Raw genomic sequence first — 19,136 nt, forward strand, 5'->3', positions numbered from 1 at the left:
GCAGTTCTACTTCCGCACCACCGACGTGACCGGCATCGTGTCGCTTCCGGAAGGCACGGAAATGGTCATGCCCGGCGACAACGTCACCGTTGCCGTCGAACTGATCGTGCCGATCGCCATGGAAGAAAAGCTGCGCTTCGCCATCCGCGAAGGCGGCCGTACCGTCGGCGCCGGCATCGTTGCATCGATTGTTGAATAACAATCGATAAGACGGTGGCGAAAGCTGCCGACGGCGACAGGAATGTGCAAATGGCGCGCAAGCGCGATTTGCACGCGGCGCCGGCATCGTTGCATCCATCGTCGAGTAATCGACGCTAAGGAAACGGTGTTTCATCGCGCCGTTTCCTCGAGTGATTTGGCAAAGCCCCGTTGGCAACAGCGGGGCTTTTGCTATGTAGGGCGCCGGACATTGTCGGGACTGGCATCGATGCGCCGCCGGCCAGTGTCGCAAAACTTGGCAGCGCGCGATGCAGCTTGGACTGAGTGGACGCCCCGGTGAAAATAAATGGTCCGTGCAGGGGGCACGTCTTGACCTTTGACGGATTGAATTATGTAAAAGCGGAAAGAAGATGCACTGAAACGGGTTTTATCGGGGACGCTGCAATCCAGTGATTGGTAAGTCGTCAAAAAACATCGACAGAAGATATTCAGGAGGAAATATGGCAGATAATGCGCGGGTTTTCATCGGGTTCGATAGCAAGGAAGTTATTGCCTATCACGTTTTTTGCCAAAGTATTCTGGAGAACAGTTCGATCCCGGTCGAGTTCCTGCCGATATCGCTTTCCCATCTTGGCGGCATCTTCACCCGCGAACGCAACCAGCTTCAATCGACGGAGTTTTCGTTTTCGCGCTTCCTCGTGCCCTATCTCAGCGGCTACGAGGGCTGGAGCCTTTTCGCCGATTGCGACATGCTCATGCGCACCGACATCGCCAAACTCTGGGATTTGCGGGATGACCGCTATGCGGCGATGTGCGTCAAGCACGACTATACGCCAAAGGTCGAGACCAAGTTTCTCGGACAGACGCAGACGAAATACGAGAAGAAGAACTGGTCCAGCGTCATTCTCTTCAACAATGCCAAATGCCGGGCGCTGACGCCCGATTTCGTCAATACGGCGACGGGCCTGCAACTGCATCAGTTCAAATGGCTGGAAAAGGACGATCTGATCGGCGGGTTGCCGCAGACCTGGAACTGGCTTGTGAACGAATATGATCACAATCCGGACGCCGATCTGGTCCACTTCACCGATGGCGGGCCTTATTTCGAGGAATACAAGGACTGCGACTACGCCGGCGAATGGTTTGCCGCGCGCGACCGCGTTCTCTATGTGGCGCAGCGCTGATTGCTGGTGTCAGTGCCCGAAGGTTTTGAAGCGCTTGAAAAAGCCGCGGATGCGGCGCTCGAGCTTGGTTCTCGACCAGAGCTTCGCAACCTGTCGCTCCATGCCGGTATAACGGTTGGCAAGAACATTGGTCGCGACCAGGGCGATCGCAGCTTCCCCGAATTCGGGGAAGTGTGCCTGGATACGAGAAAATGACCCGGCAGCAGTGTCGGATCCGTCACCGAAACGGCTGATGCGGCCCTTCTTGACGAAGAGCTGCAGCATGATCTGCTCGAAGGTCCAGTCATGTTCCATGTACATGTTGAATTGCAGACCAGCGACACCGGTGAAGCCGCACAATATGATATTCGCGTGGGGAATTTTCTCGGCCAGCCAAATCGCAATGGCAAAGCCCGTGGTCGGCTTGCGGCCCTGGGGATAGAGCGCTCCAAAATCGTAGTCGAAATCGAGGGTATAACGGACCAGCGGGCTCTGGCGCGGTGAAGCCATGGCGGGCGCGCCGTCCTCCATACCGCGACCGGCAAGGACGCCGATCTCCGCTTTCAACCCGTTCGCAAGCAGGCTGTGCGCTCTGTCGAAATGTTTCTGAGACTTCAAGAACTTGGAGCCGTCGCCCACCAGGCGGTGGCAAAGTACGGCGTCTCCTATAAATGGTCGGTGCAGCACCTTGGCGCAGCCGGTGAAAAAAACGTACAGGGTCTTTTCAGGCAGGCCTGCCTGGATGGCCTCGATATCAACCGCCTCACTGTTGGCAATCAGCGCGACCTTGTCGTAGCCGGACAGGAACGCTTCAAATTCTTCGGCTTGCATAGACATGTTTAGTGCTGTCCCAGGGATGTTGGAGTGATGACGGCATTAAACGATGTCCGCCCGTACGTCATCCCGCCTTCGAAAGATCGTAACCGATTGGATCGGGCGCTGGAAGCCGTGTTTGTCGGGCGAGGAGAGGGGCCTCTCCCAATCTTTTCATTTTTCCACGGAAAGACGCTTGTCATCCTCGGTCAAACTGAATAATAAGCCGCAGACCTGATGCGACGCCATGTGCCTTGGCATGTGGAACGCCGGTCTAGGGGTATAGCTCAGTTGGTAGAGCGGCGGTCTCCAAAACCGCAGGCCACAGGTTCGAGCCCTGTTGCCCCTGCCATTCGATCCGTCACGTCGAACGAAACATCGTGGCGAAGCAGGACGAGGGAGAGGGCTTGCCTTCTCCGGCTAATTTGGCAAAAAGACCGTTGACCTCTTGTGATTTATAGATTCGGTCTTTATGTAGGGTTCAAACAGACACGCGGCGCGTGGGGCTGATCGTCAGCTTTACGGGCCGTTAAGGCGTGAGCATTCAATGGCATCCAAAACAAATCCATTTACGTTTCTGCAGCAGGTGCGCTCCGAGACGGCGAAAGTGACATGGCCTTCACGGCGCGAGACGATGATCTCGACGCTGATGGTCTTCGTCATGGTCTTCCTGGCGGCTGTCTTCTTCTTTGCTGCGGATCAACTGATGGGCTGGCTGATTGGCCTCGTCCTGAATGTTGGCGTTTGAACGGGTAGGGATGAATATGGCAGCGCGTTGGTACATCGTTCACGCCTACTCGAACTTCGAGAAGAAGGTCGCTGAATCGATTGAGGAAAAAGCCAAGCAGAAGGGTCTCGACCATCTGTTTGAAAAGATTCTTGTTCCCACGGAAAAAGTCGTCGAGGTTCGCCGCGGCCGCAAGGTGGATGCCGAGCGCAAGTTCTTTCCGGGCTATGTGCTTGTGCGCGCCAACCTGACGGATGAGGCCTATCACCTCATCAAGAACACGCCGAAGGTGACCGGCTTCCTCGGTTCCGACAACAAGCCGGTGCCGATTCCGGATTTCGAAGCCGACCGTATTCTCGGTCAGGTCCAGGATGGTGTGGATCGTCCGAAGCCTTCGATCTCGTTCGAGATCGGCGAGCAGGTGCGCGTCTCCGATGGGCCGTTTGCCTCGTTCAACGGCACGGTTCAGGACGTCGATGAGGAGCGTTCGCGTCTCAAGGTCGAGGTTTCGATCTTCGGCCGCGCGACGCCGGTCGATCTCGAATATTCTCAGGTCGAGAAAGTCTAAGTTTAGAAAGCTGCTGCGCCGGATCCAGGGATCGGGTCGCGCGGCTTTCATTCGATTTTGCCGGGGCGCATGTTTCCGGCAAGGGCGGGGTAACCCGCACCGCGTGGAAGGAAGCCGCTCTTAGCCGGAGCGAATGTCCGTACCACGCAACCGCAGCCGCCATCTCTCAAGAGGTGGCATGAAGGGCCGGGAGACCGGCCGTAAAATTCCCGGTTCCTGTTCGTCGTCTGGCGAATGTTGATGCCGGGGAAACCGTAAAGGCAGAGAGAAATGGCTAAGAAAGTTGCAGGCCAGCTCAAGCTTCAGGTCAAGGCAGGATCGGCAAACCCGTCCCCGCCGATCGGCCCGGCGCTTGGTCAGCGTGGCATTAACATCATGGAATTCTGCAAGTCGTTCAACGCAGCGACTCAGGAAATGGAAAAGGGCATGCCGATCCCGGTCGTCATCACCTATTACCAGGACAAGTCCTTCACCTTCATCATGAAGCAGCCGCCGGTGACCTACTTCCTGAAGAAGGAAGCGAAGCTCACCTCGGGTTCGAAGACCCCGGGCAAGGGCGCGGCGGCAGGCAAGCTCACCAAGGCTCAGATCAAGTCGATCGCTGAAGCCAAGATGAAGGACCTGAATGCGGCTGATATCGAAGGCGCAATGACCATGGTCGAGGGCTCCGCCCGCGCCATGGGTCTGGAAGTGGTGGGCTAAGATCATGGCAAAGCTTGCAAAACGCGTAAAGAAGACCCGCGAGGGCATCGATCCGACAAAGCTCGTTGCGCTGTCGGAGGCCATTTCCCTCGTCAAGGAACGGGCGATCGCCAAGTTCGACGAGACCATCGAAGTGGCGATGAACCTCGGCGTCGATCCGCGCCATGCCGACCAGATGGTCCGTGGTGTCGTCAACCTGCCGAACGGCACCGGCCGCGACGTTCGCGTTGCCGTGTTCGCTCGTGGCGCCAAGGCTGACGAAGCCAAGGCTGCCGGTGCGGACATCGTCGGCGCTGAAGATCTCGTCGAGATCGTTCAGGGCGGCAAGATCGATTTCGATCGTTGCATCGCAACCCCGGACATGATGCCGCTCGTCGGCCGTCTCGGCAAGGTTCTCGGCCCGCGCGGCATGATGCCGAACCCGAAGGTCGGAACCGTTACCATGGACGTCGCCGGTGCCGTCAAGGCATCGAAGGGCGGCGCTGTAGAGTTCCGCGTCGAGAAGGCTGGCATCGTCCATGCCGGCATCGGCAAGGCCTCCTTCGCCGCTGCTGCTCTTGAAGAAAACATCCGCGCCTTCGCTGATGCCGTCATCAAGGCAAAGCCGGCTGGCGCCAAGGGCAACTACGTCAAGCGCGTGGCGATTTCCTCGACCATGGGTCCGGGCGTCAAGATCGACCCGTCGACGGTCAGCGTCGCCTGATCAGGTTTATCCGGGCCTTTGGTCCGGTCACAGATTTCCGGCCTTTCGGGGCCGGAAATTCCGGGATCAAACCCGGAACTCCTGTCCGAGATTGCAGGTGGTTATCCCTTAATCACTTAAGCCTGCATGAGATGGGTGAGTCCCGAATTTCATTTGACGCGCGCAAGCGTGGAAATTCGGTTCGAACCTCGGCTTGCCTTGTGCCGGACCCGTTCTACGGGAACGCGCAGGGGACAGGATCCTCGAGCGTTGCTTGGGATCGCTTCTGATCCCAAGTGGCAAAGGCAAACCGACGGGGCTGCGTCTTGTAGTCCTGTCAACTGGAGATAGGCAGTGGAAAGAGCGGAAAAACGCGAATTCGTCACGGAGCTGAACGAGTCCTTCAAGGGCGCCGGTTCGGTTGTCGTGGCCCACTATGCCGGTGTCACGGTCGCACAGATGAACGACTTCCGTTCCAAGATGCGCGCTGCTGGCGGCACCGTCAAAGTCGCGAAGAACCGCCTGGCCAAGATCGCCCTTCAGGGTACGGAAGCCGAAGGGATGACCAATCTCTTCAAGGGACAGACGCTGGTAGCATTCAGCGCCGATCCCATCACGGCTCCCAAGGTCGTCATGGATTTCGCCAAGACCAACGACAAGATCGTTGTTCTGGGCGGCGCCATGGGCGCAACCACGCTCACCGCGGATGCAGTCAAGTCGCTTGCGACCCTGCCGTCGCTGGACGAGCTGCGTGCAAAGCTGCTGGGTATGATTCAGACCCCGGCAACGCGCATCGCATCGGTTGTTGCGGCACCGGCAAGCCAGCTTGCCCGCGTGTTCGCGGCCTACGCCAAGAAGGACGAAGCCGCATAAGGCGGTTTTTCGTTGTTTATATCTAACCAAGTTCGAACCGAACAAAAGGAACTAAAACATGGCTGATCTCGCAAAGATCGTAGACGACCTGTCCTCGCTGACCGTTCTGGAAGCTGCAGAACTGTCGAAGCTTCTTGAAGAAAAGTGGGGCGTTTCGGCTGCTGCTCCGGTGGCTGCTGCCGCCGCTGGCGGCGCTGCTGCTGCTCCGGCTGAAGAAGAAAAGACGGAATTCGACGTCATCCTCGCTGATGCCGGCGCAAACAAGATCAACGTCATCAAGGAAGTTCGCGCTATCACGGGCCTCGGCCTGAAGGAAGCCAAGGACCTCGTTGAAGCTGCTCCGAAGGCCGTCAAGGAAGGCGTGTCCAAGGCTGAAGCCGCTGATCTCAAGAAGAAGCTGGAAGACGCTGGCGCCAAGGTCGACGTCAAGTAATCCTGCTTGCATTCAAGGAGGGGTGGCTAGCAATGGCCGCCTCTCTTTAACCGCTTTCTGAACGTATTACCCAAAAGCCTATTGAAAACGGCTTTTGGGTAATGGGTTCTCAAGAGGATGGTCTCGAACCAAGGGCGCCACAGCAATCCGTGCTAAGCGTTTTTGGGGGATGGACGAGATTGAGCGATCCATGATTGACGGAGCCGACTGGCCAGCGGTCACCGTCTGTTGCAGGCCCGGGTGCAATTTTTGAAGGAGCGACGATGGCTCAGACCCTTTCGTTTAACGGTCGCAGGCGCGTACGCAAGTTTTTTGGTAAAATTCCAGAAGTCGCGGAGATGCCGAACCTCATCGAGGTTCAGAAGGCGTCCTACGACCAGTTCCTCATGGTCGACGAGCCGCAGGGCGGCCGTCCGGATGAGGGGCTTCAGTCCGTTTTCAAGTCCGTTTTCCCGATCACGGATTTCTCCGGCGCTTCGATGCTCGAATTCGTTTCCTACGAATTCGAACAGCCGAAGTTCGACGTCGAGGAATGCCGCCAGCGCGACCTGACCTATGCGGCACCGCTCAAGGTGACGCTGCGCCTCATCGTGTTCGATATCGACGAGGATACGGGCGCGAAGTCCATCAAGGACATCAAGGAACAGAACGTCTACATGGGCGACATGCCGCTCATGACCAATAACGGCACGTTCATCGTCAACGGCACCGAGCGCGTCATCGTCTCGCAGATGCACCGTTCGCCGGGCGTGTTCTTCGACCACGACAAGGGCAAGAGCCATTCCTCCGGCAAGCTTCTGTTTGCTGCGCGCGTCATTCCCTATCGCGGTTCCTGGCTCGACATCGAATTCGATGCTAAGGACGTGGTCCATGCGCGTATCGACCGCCGCCGCAAGATCCCCGTGACCTCGCTCCTGATGGCGCTCGGCATGGACGGCGAGGAAATCCTCGACACCTTCTACACGAAGTCGCTCTACCAGCGCGACGGCGAGGGCTGGCGTATTCCCTTCCAGCCGGACGTGCTGAAGGGCCAGAAGGCGCTTTCCGACCTGATCGACGCCGACACCGGCGAAGTCGTGGTCGAATCCGGCAAGAAGCTGACGCCGCGCCTGTTGAAGACGCTGACGGAAAAGGGCCTGAAGGCCATCAAGGCGACCGACGACGAACTCTACGGCAACTTCCTTGCCGAAGATCTGGTCAATCCGTCCACGGGTGAAATCTTCCTGGAAGCCGGCGACGAGATCGACGAGAAGACGCTTGCCGTCATCCTCGGGTCCGGTTTCGACGAAATCCCGGTTCTCGACATCGACCATATCAATGTCGGTGCCTATATCCGCAACACGCTTGCCGTGGACAAGAACGAGAACCGCCAGGACGCGCTGTTCGACATCTACCGCGTCATGCGCCCGGGCGAGCCGCCGACCATGGATTCGGCCGAAGCCATGTTCAACACGCTGTTCTTCGATGCGGAGCGTTACGACCTCTCCGCCGTTGGCCGCGTCAAGATGAACATGCGCCTTGATCTCGATGCCGCCGATACGGTCCGCATCCTGCGTAAGGAAGACATCCTGGCCGTGGTCAAGATGCTGGTCGACCTGCGCGACGGCAAGGGCGAAATCGACGACATCGACAATCTCGGCAACCGCCGTGTGCGCTCGGTCGGCGAACTGATGGAAAATCAGTACCGCCTCGGCCTTCTGCGCATGGAACGTGCGATCAAGGAACGCATGTCGTCGATCGAGATCGACACCGTCATGCCGCAAGACCTGATCAACGCCAAGCCGGCGGCTGCCGCCGTTCGCGAGTTCTTCGGTTCCTCGCAGCTGTCGCAGTTCATGGACCAGGTCAATCCGCTGTCGGAAATCACCCACAAGCGCCGTCTTTCGGCCCTTGGACCGGGCGGTCTGACGCGCGAGCGCGCGGGCTTCGAAGTCCGTGACGTTCACCCGACCCATTATGGCCGTATCTGCCCGATCGAAACGCCGGAAGGCCCGAATATCGGTCTGATCAACTCGCTGGCAACCTTCGCCCGCGTCAACAAGTATGGCTTCATCGAAAGCCCGTACCGCAAGATCGTCGATGGCAAGGTGACCAAGGACGTCGTCTATCTGTCGGCCATGGAAGAAGCCAAGTATCACGTGGCGCAGGCCAACTCCGAACTCAACGCGGACCAGTCGTTCGTGGAAGAATTCGTCGTTTGCCGTCATGCCGGTGACGTCATGCTCGCCCCGCGCGATATCGTCAACCTGATGGACGTTTCGCCCAAGCAGCTCGTCTCGGTCGCCGCGGCGCTCATCCCGTTCCTTGAGAACGACGACGCCAACCGCGCGCTGATGGGCTCCAACATGCAGCGTCAGGCCGTGCCTCTGCTGCGTGCCGAAGCGCCCTTCGTCGGTACCGGCATGGAGCCGGTCGTCGCTCGCGATTCCGGTGCTGCCATCGGTGCTCGTCGCGCCGGCGTGGTCGACCAGGTCGATGCGACGCGTATCGTTATCCGCGCCACAGAAGACCTCGAAGCCGGCAAGTCCGGCGTCGATATCTACCGCCTGCAGAAGTTCCAGCGCTCCAACCAGAACACCTGCGTCAACCAGCGTCCGCTGGTGACCGTCGGTGACATTCTGAACAAGGGTGACATCATCGCCGACGGTCCCTCGACCGATCTCGGCGACCTGGCGCTCGGCCGCAACGCGCTCGTCGCGTTCATGCCCTGGAACGGCTACAACTACGAAGACTCGATCCTGCTCTCCGAGCGCATCGTGTCCGACGACGTGTTCACCTCCATCCACATCGAGGAATTCGAAGTGATGGCGCGCGACACCAAGCTTGGGCCTGAGGAAATCACCCGCGACATTCCGAATGTTTCGGAAGAAGCGCTGAAGAACCTCGACGAAGCCGGTATCGTCTATATCGGCGCGGAAGTTGCGCCTGGCGACATCCTGGTCGGCAAGATTACCCCGAAGGGCGAAAGCCCGATGACGCCGGAAGAAAAGCTTCTGCGCGCCATCTTCGGTGAAAAGGCTTCCGACGTCCGCGATACGTCCATGCGCATGCCTCCGGGCACCTTCGGCACCATCGTCGAAGTTCGCGTCTTCAACCGCCACGGCGTTGAAAAAGACGAACGCGCAATGGCGATCGAACGGGAAGAGATCGAACGTCTCGCAAAGGACCGCGACGACGAACAGGCGATCCTTGATCGTAACGTCTACTCGCGCCTTCTCGACATGCTGCGTGGTCACGTTGCTGTTGCCGGCCCGAAGGGCTTCAAGAAGGGCACCGAGCTTTCGAACGCCGTCATCTCCGAATATCCCCGCTCGCAGTGGTGGATGTTCGCCGTCGAGGACGAGAAGGCTCAGGGCGAAGTCGAGGCACTCCGCGGCCAGTACGACGAATCCAAGTCGCTGCTCGAGCATCGCTTCATGGACAAGGTCGAAAAGGTCCAGCGCGGCGATGAAATGCCTCCGGGCGTCATGAAGATGGTCAAGGTCTTCGTCGCCGTGAAGCGCAAGATCCAGCCGGGCGACAAGATGGCCGGCCGTCACGGCAACAAGGGTGTGGTTTCCCGCATCGTGCCGGTCGAGGACATGCCGTTCCTCGAAGACGGCACCCATGTCGACGTGGTTCTGAACCCGCTCGGCGTGCCTTCGCGCATGAATGTCGGTCAGATCCTCGAAACCCATCTGGGTTGGGCCTGCGCCGGCATGGGCAAGAAGATCGGTGCCATGCTCGATGCCTATAAGGCGGGCGAGGACATCCAGCCGCTGCGCGATACCATCGACAGCGTCATCGGCTCCGGTCCGAAGGGCGAGCCGATCAAGGACTATGACGACGACTCGATCGTTCGTCTGGCCGAGCAGACCCGCCGCGGCGTGTCGATCGCGACGCCGGTCTTCGACGGCGCGGTGGAAGCCGACGTCAACGAGATGCTGGAACAGGCGGGCCTCAAGGTCACCGGCCAGTCGACGCTGTATGATGGCCGCACCGGCGACCAGTTCGACCGTCAGGTGACGGTCGGCTACATCTACATGCTGAAGCTGAACCACCTTGTCGACGACAAGATCCATGCCCGTTCGATCGGTCCTTACTCGCTCGTGACCCAGCAGCCGCTGGGCGGCAAGGCGCAGTTCGGCGGTCAGCGCTTCGGGGAAATGGAAGTCTGGGCGCTGGAAGCCTATGGCGCCGCCTACACCCTGCAGGAAATGCTGACGGTGAAGTCCGACGACGTGGCCGGCCGTACCAAGGTCTACGAAGCGATCGTCCGCGGCGACGACACCTTCGAGGCCGGTATTCCGGAGAGCTTCAACGTTCTCGTCAAGGAAATGCGTTCGCTGGGTCTCTCGGTCGAGCTGGAAAATTCCAAGCTCGATGAACTCAACGCGGCAAACGAGCAACTGCCGGACGCGGCCGAATAAAAACATCAAGGTGCGTGCCGCTCAGGCGGCGCGCACCGTTTCCACCGAGCCCGCATGGCGAGATCGGTAGGAAATGCGGCCGCATTTCATGCGGTTTTATCCGTTTCGTGCAGAAGCCGGCGCCCGGGATTTGCCGCGCTCTCTGCCAAGCTCAGGGCGATAGCCCATAAAGGAGATAGGCATGAACCAAGAGGTCATGAACCTTTTCAATCCGCAGGTGCCTGCGCAGACCTTCGATTCCATCCGGATTTCGATTGCGTCGCCGGAGAAGATTCTCTCCTGGTCCTACGGTGAGATCAAAAAGCCGGAAACCATCAACTACCGTACGTTCAAGCCGGAACGCGACGGCCTTTTCTGCGCGCGTATCTTCGGGCCCATCAAGGACTATGAGTGCCTGTGCGGCAAGTACAAGCGCATGAAGTACAAGGGCATCATCTGCGAAAAGTGCGGCGTCGAAGTGACGTTGTCGCGCGTTCGCCGCGAGCGCATGGGTCATATCGAGCTTGCAGCGCCGGTCGCCCATATCTGGTTCCTGAAGTCCCTGCCGAGCCGCATCGCCACGCTGCTCGACATGACGCTGAAGGATATCGAACGCGTCCTCTATTTCGAGAACTACATCGTCACCGAGCCGGGCCTGACGTCCCTGAAGGAAAATCAGCTCCTCTCGGAAGAGGAGTACATGATCGCCGTCGACGAGTTCGGCGAGGATCAGTTCACTGCGATGATCGGTGCCGAAGCCATCTACGAGATGCTCGCCTCGATGAATCTCGAGAAGATCGCCGGCGATCTGCGCGCGGAGATGGCCGAAACGTCGTCCGAGCTGAAGCAGAAGAAGCTGATGAAGCGCCTGAAGATCGTCGAGAACTTCATGGATTCGGGAAACCGTCCGGAATGGATGATCATGAAGGTCGTTCCGGTCATCCCGCCGGACCTGCGTCCGCTGGTTCCGCTGGATGGCGGCCGTTTCGCGACGTCCGACCTCAACGATCTCTATCGTCGCGTCATCAACCGCAACAACCGCCTGAAGCGCCTGATCGAGCTTCGCGCGCCGGGCATCATCATCCGCAACGAAAAGCGCATGCTCCAGGAATCCGTTGACGCGCTGTTCGACAACGGCCGTCGCGGCCGCGTCATCACCGGCGCCAACAAGCGTCCGCTGAAGTCGCTGTCCGACATGCTCAAGGGCAAGCAGGGTCGCTTCCGCCAGAACCTGCTCGGCAAGCGCGTCGATTATTCCGGCCGTTCGGTCATTGTGACCGGTCCGGAACTGAAGCTGCACCAGTGCGGCCTGCCGAAGAAGATGGCGCTCGAACTGTTCAAGCCGTTCATCTATGCCCGCCTCGACGCCAAGGGTTACTCCTCGACCGTCAAGCAGGCGAAGAAGCTGGTCGAGAAGGAAAAGCCGGAAGTCTGGGATATCCTCGACGAGGTGATCCGCGAGCATCCGGTGCTCCTCAACCGTGCGCCGACACTGCACCGCCTGGGCATCCAGGCCTTCGAACCGATCCTGGTCGAAGGCAAGGCGATCCAGCTGCATCCGCTCGTCTGCACGGCCTTCAACGCCGACTTCGACGGCGACCAGATGGCCGTCCACGTTCCGCTGTCGCTTGAAGCGCAGCTGGAAGCGCGCGTCCTGATGATGTCGACCAACAACATCCTGCACCCGGCAAACGGCGCCCCGATCATCGTTCCCTCGCAGGACATGGTTCTCGGTCTCTACTATCTGTCGATCATGAACCAGAACGAGCCGGGCGAAAACATGGCCTTCTCCGACCTGGGCGAGTTGCATCATGCGCTCGAAACCAAGACGGTGACGCTGCACTCCAAGGTTCGCGGCCGTTTCAAGACGATCGATGCCGAAGGCAAGCCTGTTTCGAAGATTTTCGAAACCACGCCGGGCCGCATGCTCATCGGCGAACTTCTGCCGAAGAACGTCAATGTGCCCTTCGACGTCTGCAACCAGGAACTGACCAAGAAGAACATCTCCAAGATGATCGACACGGTCTACCGTCACTGCGGCCAGAAGGACACGGTCATTTTCTGCGACCGCATCATGCAGCTCGGCTTCAGCCATGCCTGCCGCGCCGGCATTTCGTTCGGCAAGGACGACATGGTCATTCCGGACACCAAGGTGAAGATCGTCGGTGACACCGAATCCCTGGTGAAGGAATACGAACAGCAGTACAATGACGGTCTGATCACCCAGGGCGAAAAGTACAACAAGGTTGTCGACGCCTGGGGCAAGGCGACCGAAAAGGTCGCCGACGAAATGATGGCCCGCATCAAGGCGGTGGAGTTCGACGACAACGGCCGTCAGAAGCCGATGAACTCGATCTACATGATGTCGCACTCGGGTGCTCGTGGTTCTCCGAACCAGATGCGCCAGCTGGGCGGCATGCGCGGCCTGATGGCCAAGCCCTCGGGCGAAATCATCGAGACGCCGATCATCTCGAACTTCAAGGAAGGCCTGACCGTTAACGAGTACTTCAACTCGACCCACGGCGCCCGTAAGGGCCTTGCAGATACCGCCCTGAAGACCGCCAACTCCGGTTACCTGACCCGCCGTCTCGTCGACGTCGCGCAGGATTGCATCGTCAACTCCGTGGATTGCGGCACCGAAGCCGGCCTCACCATGACCGCCATCGTCGATGCCGGCCAGGTGGTTGCCTCCATCGGCGCCCGCGTTCTCGGCCGTACCGCACTCGACAATATCGACCATCCGGTCACCGGTGAGCGCATCGTCGATGCCGGCCGGATGATTCTTGAGGCCGATGTCGTCGAAATCGAGAAGGCCGGTATCCAGTCGATCCGGATTCGCTCGGCACTGACGTGCGAAATCCAGACCGGCGTCTGCGGCGTCTGCTATGGTCGCGATCTTGCACGCGGAACGCCCGTCAACATGGGCGAGGCTGTCGGCGTCATCGCCGCGCAGTCGATCGGCGAGCCGGGCACCCAGCTGACCATGCGTACCTTCCACCTTGGCGGTACCGCCACCGTGGTCGACCAGTCGTTCCTGGAAGCCTCCTATGAGGGCACTGTCCAGATCAAGAACCGCAACATGCTGCGCAACTCCGACAACATTCTCGTTGCCATGGGCCGCAACATGGCTGTCCAGATCCTCGACGAACGTGGTGTCGAGCGCTCCTCGCAGCGCGTTGCCTATGGTTCGAAGATCTATGTCGATGACGGCGACAAGGTGAAGCGCGGCCAGCGTCTGGCCGAGTGGGACCCCTATACGCGTCCGATGATGACGGAAGTCGAAGGCACGGTTCATTTCGAGGATATCGTCGACGGTATCTCCGTTCTGGAAGCGACCGACGAAGCGACCGGCATCACCAAGCGTCAGGTCATCGATTGGCGTTCGACGCCGCGCGGTATCGACCTGAAGCCGGCCATCATCATCAAGGACAAGAATGGCGCCGTTGCCAAGCTTGCCCGTGGTGGCGAAGCCCGCTTCATGCTCTCGGTCGACGCCATCCTGTCGGTTGAGCCGGGAACCAAGGTCAGCCAGGGTGACGTGCTTGCACGTTCGCCGCTGGAAAGCGCCAAGACGAAGGACATCACCGGTGGTCTGCCGCGCGTTGCCGAACTCTTCGAAGCGCGCCGTCCGAAGGATCACGCGATCATCGCCGAAATCGATGGTACGATCCGCTTCGGCCGCGACTACAAGAACAAGCGCCGCGTTCTGATCGAACCTGCGGAAGACGGTGTCGAGCCGGTCGAATACCTGATCCCGAAGGGCAAGCCCTTCCATCTTCAGGATGGCGACTATATCGAAAAGGGTGACTACATCCTCGACGGTAACCCGGCACCGCACGACATCCTGGCGATCAAGGGCGTGGAGGCACTCGCTTCCTACCTGGTCAACGAAATCCAGGAAGTCTACCGTCTGCAGGGCGTTGTCATCAACGACAAGCACATCGAGGTGATCGTTCGCCAGATGCTGCAGAAGGTGGAAGTGACCGACGCCGGTGACTCGACCTATATTGTCGGCGACAGTGTCGATCGCATCGAACTGGAAGATGTCAACGATCAGCTGATCGAACAGGGCAAGAAGCCGGCTTACGGCGATCCGGTTCTGCTCGGCATCACCAAGGCATCGCTGCAGACGCCGTCCTTCATCTCGGCCGCTTCCTTCCAGGAAACGACCAAGGTGCTGACGGAAGCTGCGATCGCCGGCAAGACCGACGGTCTGCAGGGCTTGAAGGAAAACGTCATCGTCGGCCGCCTGATCCCGGCTGGTACCGGCGGCACCATGACTCAGATCCGCCGCATCGCCACGGCGCGCGACGAGATGATTCTCGAAGAGCGCCGCAAGGGCACCGGTGCGGACACCGCGACCCCGATGCTCGCCGACATGGCGGCAATGGAAGAAGCGCCGGCCGAATAAGGCTGAAAGGCGAGGGTGGTTCTTCCGCCCTTCCAACGCCAATCAAAAAGCCGCCCGGAGCAATTCGGGCGGCTTTGGCATTTCATGGGGGCAGGGCGGCGCACAAGATGCGTGCAGCCTTCGTCCTATCCAAACTTGATGATCGCCACTTCGCCGGTCAGCGCGCCCTGGTAGGCGGAGGCATGCGGTTCCTCGTCAGGGATGTCGTCGAGCGTGCCGATCTGGTCGAGGTCGGCTTCGAGAAAACCTTCCTCGGCGAGTGCATTGAGCGCCTCGCGCACGGCGGTGTCGTCGTCGGGCGCGCGCAGCATGACGTGAATGTCCACGCCTTCGTCATCGCCATCCTTTTCATAGGCCTTGCCGATGATGATGAAGATCATCGGTCCGTCATCATTGTTGTCATTGTCCGGGATGGCATTCATGGCTGTTTCCTCTTTCGAAAGACATGAAGCGAGTTTACAGCCTATTGCCGCGTGGTGCGTGTTAAAAATCGCAGTTGGCGAGGAATTCGCAGGGGAGATGGCGATTCCCTGAGGTCTGGGAGCCGAGATGGAATCGCACCGTGATTCCGGCGCTGGGCTATCCAGTCCTGTGCCCGCAACCGCCAAGACCGCCGGGCGAGGGCGCGAAAGCCTTGTTTTGCAGGCATGCCAGCCCTGCGGAGCCAAGATTATTTGTTAACTCCCCTTGACGACGGAGCCTGAAATCAGTACACCCCGCCGCATCGGAGCCCATGTGAGGCTGGCTGGTCTGGAACGACACGTTCCGGAGTTCGCCTCAAACAAGGCTCCAAACGCACGCTGAAGACCATAATGCTGCACGCAAGACGCTGAAAATACTGCGTCCTCTGCTTTTTTGCGGGGCCATCTGCCGAAAAGCGGATCGGCCCTCGTTTTGCGCATTTTGTGACGCGTTCGAAACCGCCGGAGACGGCATTGATCCGCCCGCAAGGGTAATGAGACAGAATTTGTAAGGGATGGTTATATGCCTACCGTAAACCAGCTGATCCGCAAGCCGCGTCAGGCACAGGTAAAGCGCAACAAGGTTCCCGCGCTGCAGGAAAACCCGCAGAAGCGTGGCGTCTGCACCCGCGTCTACACGACGACCCCGAAGAAGCCGAACTCGGCTCTGCGTAAGGTTGCCAAGATTCGCCTGACCAACGGCTTCGAAGTCATCGGTTATATTCCGGGCGAAGGCCACAACCTTCAGGAACACTCCGTGGTGATGATCCGCGGCGGCCGCGTCAAGGACTTGCCGGGCGTTCGCTATCACATCATCCGCGGCGTTCTCGATACCCAGGGTGTCAAGAACCGCAAGCAGCGCCGTTCGAAATACGGTGCCAAGCGTCCTAAGTAATAGGGCGTCCGAAGTAATTTCGGATCACATCATTTCGGTGCTGCGCGAGGTTCTCCGCGTGTTAAGGCGCCCGTTCAAGTTTGAGAGACAAAAATATGTCACGTCGTCACAGTGCAGAAAAGCGCGAGATCAATCCGGACCCGAAGTTCGGCGATCTGGTCGTCACCAAGTTCATGAACGCCATCATGCTTCATGGTAAGAAGTCGGTTGCTGAAAACATCGTCTACGGTGCCTTCGATCTGGTCCAGGGCAAGCTGAAGCAGGAGCCGGTCGCCGTGTTCCATTCGGCCCTCGACAATATCGCGCCGCATGTCGAAGTGCGTTCGCGCCGCGTTGGTGGTGCCACCTACCAGGTTCCGGTCGATGTTCGTCCCGAGCGCCGCCAGGCCCTCGCCATCCGTTGGCTGATCGCTGCTGCCCGCAAGCGCAACGAGACCACCATGATCGATCGCCTCTGCGGCGAACTCATGGATGCCGCCAACAATCGTGGCAGCGCCGTCAAGAAGCGCGAAGACACGCACAAGATGGCCGACGCCAACCGCGCTTTCTCGCATTACCGCTGGTAATCGACGAACAATTTTCGAAAGGCAGTCATTATGGCTCGCGAATATAAAATCGAAGACTACCGCAATTTCGGGATCATGGCGCATATCGACGCCGGCAAGACCACGACCACCGAGCGGATTCTGTATTACACGGGCAAGTCGCACAAGATTGGCGAAGTGCACGACGGCGCTGCGACCATGGACTGGATGGAGCAGGAGCAGGAACGCGGCATCACCATCACGTCGGCTGCCACGACCACCTTCTGGAAGGGTCGCGACGGCAAGGCTCGCCGCTTCAACATCATCGACACCCCCGGCCACGTCGACTTCACCATTGAAGTCGAGCGTTCGCTGCGCGTGCTCGACGGCGCGATCGCGCTCCTCGACGCCAATGCCGGTGTCGAGCCGCAGACGGAAACCGTCTGGCGTCAGGCTGAAAAATATCACGTCCCGCGGATGATCTTCTGCAACAAGATGGACAAGACCGGCGCCGATTTCTATCGCTCGGTCGATATGATCAGGTCGCGTCTCGGCGCGATCCCGGTCGTCATGCAGCTGCCGATCGGTGCTGAAAGCGACTTCAAGGGCGTCATCGATCTGGTCGAGATGAACGCGCTGGTCTGGCGCGACGAATCGCTCGGCGCCCAGTGGGATGTCGTCGAAATTCCGGAAGACATGAAGGAAAAGGCGGAAGAGTTCCGCGAACTCCTCATCGAAACCGTCGTCGATATCGACGAAGCTGCGATGGAAAACTACCTGAACGGTATCATGCCGGACAATGACCAGATCCGTGCGCTCGTTCGCCGCGGCACCATCGACGTCAAGTTCCATCCGATGTTCTGCGGTACGGCCTTCAAGAACAAGGGCGTTCAGCCGCTGCTCGACGCCGTCGTCGATTACCTGCCGTCGCCGGCCGATATTCCGGCGATCAAGGGTATCGACGTCAAGACCGAGGCCGACATCGAGCGCCATGCGTCCGATGAAGAGCCGCTGTCGATGCTTGCCTTTAAGATCATGAACGACCCCTTCGTCGGTTCGCTCACCTTCGCCCGCATCTATTCCGGCAAGCTCGAAAAGGGCACGTCGGTCATGAACACGGTCAAGGAAAAGCGCGAGCGCGTCGGCCGCATGCTGCAGATGCATTCCAACTCGCGTGAAGACATCGAAGAAGCTTTCGCAGGCGACATCGTTGCTCTGGCCGGCCTCAAGGACACGACCACGGGTGATACGCTCTGCGATCCGCTGAAGCAGGTCATTCTCGAACGCATGGAATTCCCCGAGCCGGTCATCCAGATCGCCATCGAGCCGAAGACCAAGAACGACCAGGAAAAGATGGGCCTCGCGCTCAACCGCCTGGCCGCCGAGGATCCTTCGTTCCGCGTCAAGACCGACGAGGAATCCGGCCAGACGATCATCGCCGGCATGGGCGAACTGCATCTCGACATTCTCGTCGACCGCATGCGCCGCGAATTCAAGGTAGAAGCCACCGTCGGCGCGCCGCAGGTTGCCTATCGCGAAACCATCACGCGCACGCATGAAGAAGACTACACGCACAAGAAGCAGTCCGGTGGTACCGGCCAGTTCGCACGCGTCAAGATCATCTTCGAACCGAACCCTGAAGGCGAAGACTTCAAGTTCGAATCGAAGATCGTCGGTGGTGCTGTTCCGAAGGAATACATCCCGGGTGTCCAGAAGGGCATCGAGAGCGTTCTTTCTTCGGGCCCGCTCGCAGGCTTCCCGATGCTCGGCGTCAAGGCGACCCTCATCGACGGCGCCTTCCACGATGTCGACTCCTCGGTTCTCGCTTTCGAAATCGCCTCGCGCGCCTGCTTCCGTGAAGCAGCCAAGAAGGCCGGCGCCCAGCTGCTGGAGCCGATGATGAAGGTCGAAGTCGTGACGCCGGAAGACTATGTCGGCGACGTGATCGGCGACCTGAACTCGCGTCGTGGCCAGATCCAGGGCCAGGAATCGCGCGGCGTGGCGGTTGTCATCAATGCGAATGTCCCGCTGGCCAACATGTTCAAATACGTGGACAACCTGCGCTCGATGAGCCAGGGCCGTGCCCAGTATTCGATGACCTTCGATCATTATTCGCCGGTTCCTTCGAACGTGGCGCAGGAAATCCAGGCGAAGTATTCCGGTCAGAAGTGACCGGACGCCATCTGACAGAAACAAGAGAATTTCCCCTTCGCGGGGACAGAAAATGGAGAGCCGGAAATGGCAAAGAGCAAATTTGAACGCAACAAGCCGCATGTAAACATCGGCACGATCGGGCACGTCGACCATGGCAAGACGTCGCTGACGGCTGCGATCACG

15 protein-coding genes, 1 tRNA gene and 1 pseudogene are annotated in these 19,136 nt (G+C 59.2%); 15 read left to right on the forward strand and 2 right to left on the reverse strand.

Annotated elements, in window-relative coordinates:
- Positions 1-199 (forward strand): annotated as a pseudogene (gene tuf, locus ASD31_RS11970) (elongation factor Tu); the annotation flags it as partial.
- A gap of 460 nt (positions 200-659) precedes the next feature.
- The gene (locus ASD31_RS11975) at positions 660-1,343 is read left to right on the forward strand and encodes a hypothetical protein (protein WP_056333545.1); all 684 of its coding nucleotides are present in this window, start codon (positions 660-662) and stop codon (positions 1,341-1,343) included.
- A gap of 9 nt (positions 1,344-1,352) precedes the next feature.
- Here the strand turns inward: ASD31_RS11975 and ASD31_RS11980 are convergent, their stop codons facing one another.
- Positions 1,353-2,159, reverse strand: a complete 807-nt coding sequence (locus ASD31_RS11980) for a hypothetical protein (protein ID WP_156392627.1) — start codon at positions 2,157-2,159, stop codon at positions 1,353-1,355.
- A 252-nt stretch (positions 2,160-2,411) separates the two neighbouring features.
- Here ASD31_RS11980 and ASD31_RS11985 point away from each other — a divergent pair.
- The 9 genes from ASD31_RS11985 to rpoC all read left to right on the forward strand — a co-directional run bounded on the left by ASD31_RS11985 (position 2,412) and on the right by rpoC (position 14,919).
- A tRNA-Trp gene (locus tag ASD31_RS11985) sits at positions 2,412-2,487 on the forward strand.
- A gap of 195 nt (positions 2,488-2,682) precedes the next feature.
- Positions 2,683-2,883, forward strand: coding sequence for a preprotein translocase subunit SecE (secE, locus tag ASD31_RS11990; protein ID WP_056333551.1), 201 nt, complete (start codon positions 2,683-2,685; stop codon positions 2,881-2,883).
- Positions 2,884-2,899: 16 nt separating this feature from the next.
- On the forward strand, positions 2,900-3,430 hold the full coding sequence (gene nusG / locus ASD31_RS11995) for a transcription termination/antitermination protein NusG (RefSeq protein ID WP_056333581.1): 531 nt from the start codon (positions 2,900-2,902) through the stop codon (positions 3,428-3,430).
- Positions 3,431-3,700: 270 nt separating this feature from the next.
- Positions 3,701-4,132 (forward strand): 50S ribosomal protein L11, encoded by a 432-nt coding sequence (rplK, locus tag ASD31_RS12000; protein ID WP_056333555.1) that lies wholly within the window; start codon positions 3,701-3,703, stop codon positions 4,130-4,132.
- A 4-nt stretch (positions 4,133-4,136) separates the two neighbouring features.
- Positions 4,137-4,835: a 50S ribosomal protein L1 gene (rplA, locus tag ASD31_RS12005; RefSeq protein ID WP_056333558.1), complete on the forward strand. Its 699-nt coding sequence runs from the start codon at positions 4,137-4,139 to the stop codon at positions 4,833-4,835.
- Between the two features lie 333 nt (positions 4,836-5,168).
- On the forward strand, positions 5,169-5,687 hold the full coding sequence (gene rplJ, locus ASD31_RS12010; protein WP_056333561.1) for a 50S ribosomal protein L10: 519 nt from the start codon (positions 5,169-5,171) through the stop codon (positions 5,685-5,687).
- Between the two features lie 58 nt (positions 5,688-5,745).
- Complete coding sequence (gene rplL / locus ASD31_RS12015) at positions 5,746-6,120, forward strand: 50S ribosomal protein L7/L12 (RefSeq protein ID WP_056333564.1); 375 nt, start codon at positions 5,746-5,748, stop codon at positions 6,118-6,120.
- 263 nt (positions 6,121-6,383) lie between these two features.
- Positions 6,384-10,529: a DNA-directed RNA polymerase subunit beta gene (gene rpoB, locus ASD31_RS12020; RefSeq protein WP_056333567.1), complete on the forward strand. Its 4,146-nt coding sequence runs from the start codon at positions 6,384-6,386 to the stop codon at positions 10,527-10,529.
- Between the two features lie 181 nt (positions 10,530-10,710).
- Positions 10,711-14,919, forward strand: a complete 4,209-nt coding sequence (gene rpoC / locus ASD31_RS12025) for a DNA-directed RNA polymerase subunit beta' (protein ID WP_056333570.1) — start codon at positions 10,711-10,713, stop codon at positions 14,917-14,919.
- Positions 14,920-15,044: 125 nt separating this feature from the next.
- On the opposite strand, the gene ASD31_RS12030 is transcribed toward rpoC, so the two are convergent.
- Complete coding sequence (locus ASD31_RS12030; protein ID WP_056333573.1) at positions 15,045-15,341, reverse strand: hypothetical protein; 297 nt, start codon at positions 15,339-15,341, stop codon at positions 15,045-15,047.
- Positions 15,342-15,903: 562 nt separating this feature from the next.
- Here ASD31_RS12030 and rpsL point away from each other — a divergent pair.
- From rpsL to ASD31_RS25955, 4 genes are all read left to right on the forward strand, one after another.
- On the forward strand, positions 15,904-16,275 hold the full coding sequence (gene rpsL, locus ASD31_RS12035; RefSeq protein WP_003507760.1) for a 30S ribosomal protein S12: 372 nt from the start codon (positions 15,904-15,906) through the stop codon (positions 16,273-16,275).
- Between the two features lie 95 nt (positions 16,276-16,370).
- Entirely contained in the window at positions 16,371-16,841 is a 471-nt protein-coding gene (rpsG, locus tag ASD31_RS12040) for a 30S ribosomal protein S7 (RefSeq protein ID WP_056333576.1), read from the forward strand.
- Between the two features lie 30 nt (positions 16,842-16,871).
- Positions 16,872-18,971, forward strand: a complete 2,100-nt coding sequence (fusA, locus tag ASD31_RS12045) for an elongation factor G (protein ID WP_056333578.1) — start codon at positions 16,872-16,874, stop codon at positions 18,969-18,971.
- 66 nt (positions 18,972-19,037) lie between these two features.
- A partial coding sequence (locus ASD31_RS25955) for a GTP-binding protein (RefSeq protein WP_141681087.1) occupies positions 19,038-19,136 on the forward strand: 99 nt, incomplete at its 3' end.

It is taken from the genome of Rhizobium sp. Root482 (assembly GCF_001426565.1).
In the GTDB taxonomy this organism is placed as follows: domain Bacteria; phylum Pseudomonadota; class Alphaproteobacteria; order Rhizobiales; family Rhizobiaceae; genus Pararhizobium.

Excerpts from the sequence above, each read along its gene's own strand:
- secE (WP_056333551.1), top strand. The coding sequence starts at position 2,683 with ATGGCATCCAAAACAAATCCATTTACGTTTCTGCAGCAGGTGCGCTCC.
- nusG (WP_056333581.1), top strand. The coding sequence starts at position 2,900 with ATGGCAGCGCGTTGGTACATCGTTCACGCCTACTCGAACTTCGAGAAG.
- rpoB (WP_056333567.1), top strand. The coding sequence starts at position 6,384 with ATGGCTCAGACCCTTTCGTTTAACGGTCGCAGGCGCGTACGCAAGTTT.
- rplK (WP_056333555.1), top strand. The coding sequence starts at position 3,701 with ATGGCTAAGAAAGTTGCAGGCCAGCTCAAGCTTCAGGTCAAGGCAGGA.
- ASD31_RS11975 (WP_056333545.1), top strand. The coding sequence starts at position 660 with ATGGCAGATAATGCGCGGGTTTTCATCGGGTTCGATAGCAAGGAAGTT.
- rpsG (WP_056333576.1), top strand. The coding sequence starts at position 16,371 with ATGTCACGTCGTCACAGTGCAGAAAAGCGCGAGATCAATCCGGACCCG.
- ASD31_RS11980 (WP_156392627.1), bottom strand. The coding sequence starts at position 2,159 with ATGTCTATGCAAGCCGAAGAATTTGAAGCGTTCCTGTCCGGCTACGAC.
- ASD31_RS12030 (WP_056333573.1), bottom strand. The coding sequence starts at position 15,341 with ATGAATGCCATCCCGGACAATGACAACAATGATGACGGACCGATGATC.
- rpoC (WP_056333570.1), top strand. The coding sequence starts at position 10,711 with ATGAACCAAGAGGTCATGAACCTTTTCAATCCGCAGGTGCCTGCGCAG.
- fusA (WP_056333578.1), top strand. The coding sequence starts at position 16,872 with ATGGCTCGCGAATATAAAATCGAAGACTACCGCAATTTCGGGATCATG.
- rplA (WP_056333558.1), top strand. The coding sequence starts at position 4,137 with ATGGCAAAGCTTGCAAAACGCGTAAAGAAGACCCGCGAGGGCATCGAT.
- rpsL (WP_003507760.1), top strand. The coding sequence starts at position 15,904 with ATGCCTACCGTAAACCAGCTGATCCGCAAGCCGCGTCAGGCACAGGTA.
- rplL (WP_056333564.1), top strand. The coding sequence starts at position 5,746 with ATGGCTGATCTCGCAAAGATCGTAGACGACCTGTCCTCGCTGACCGTT.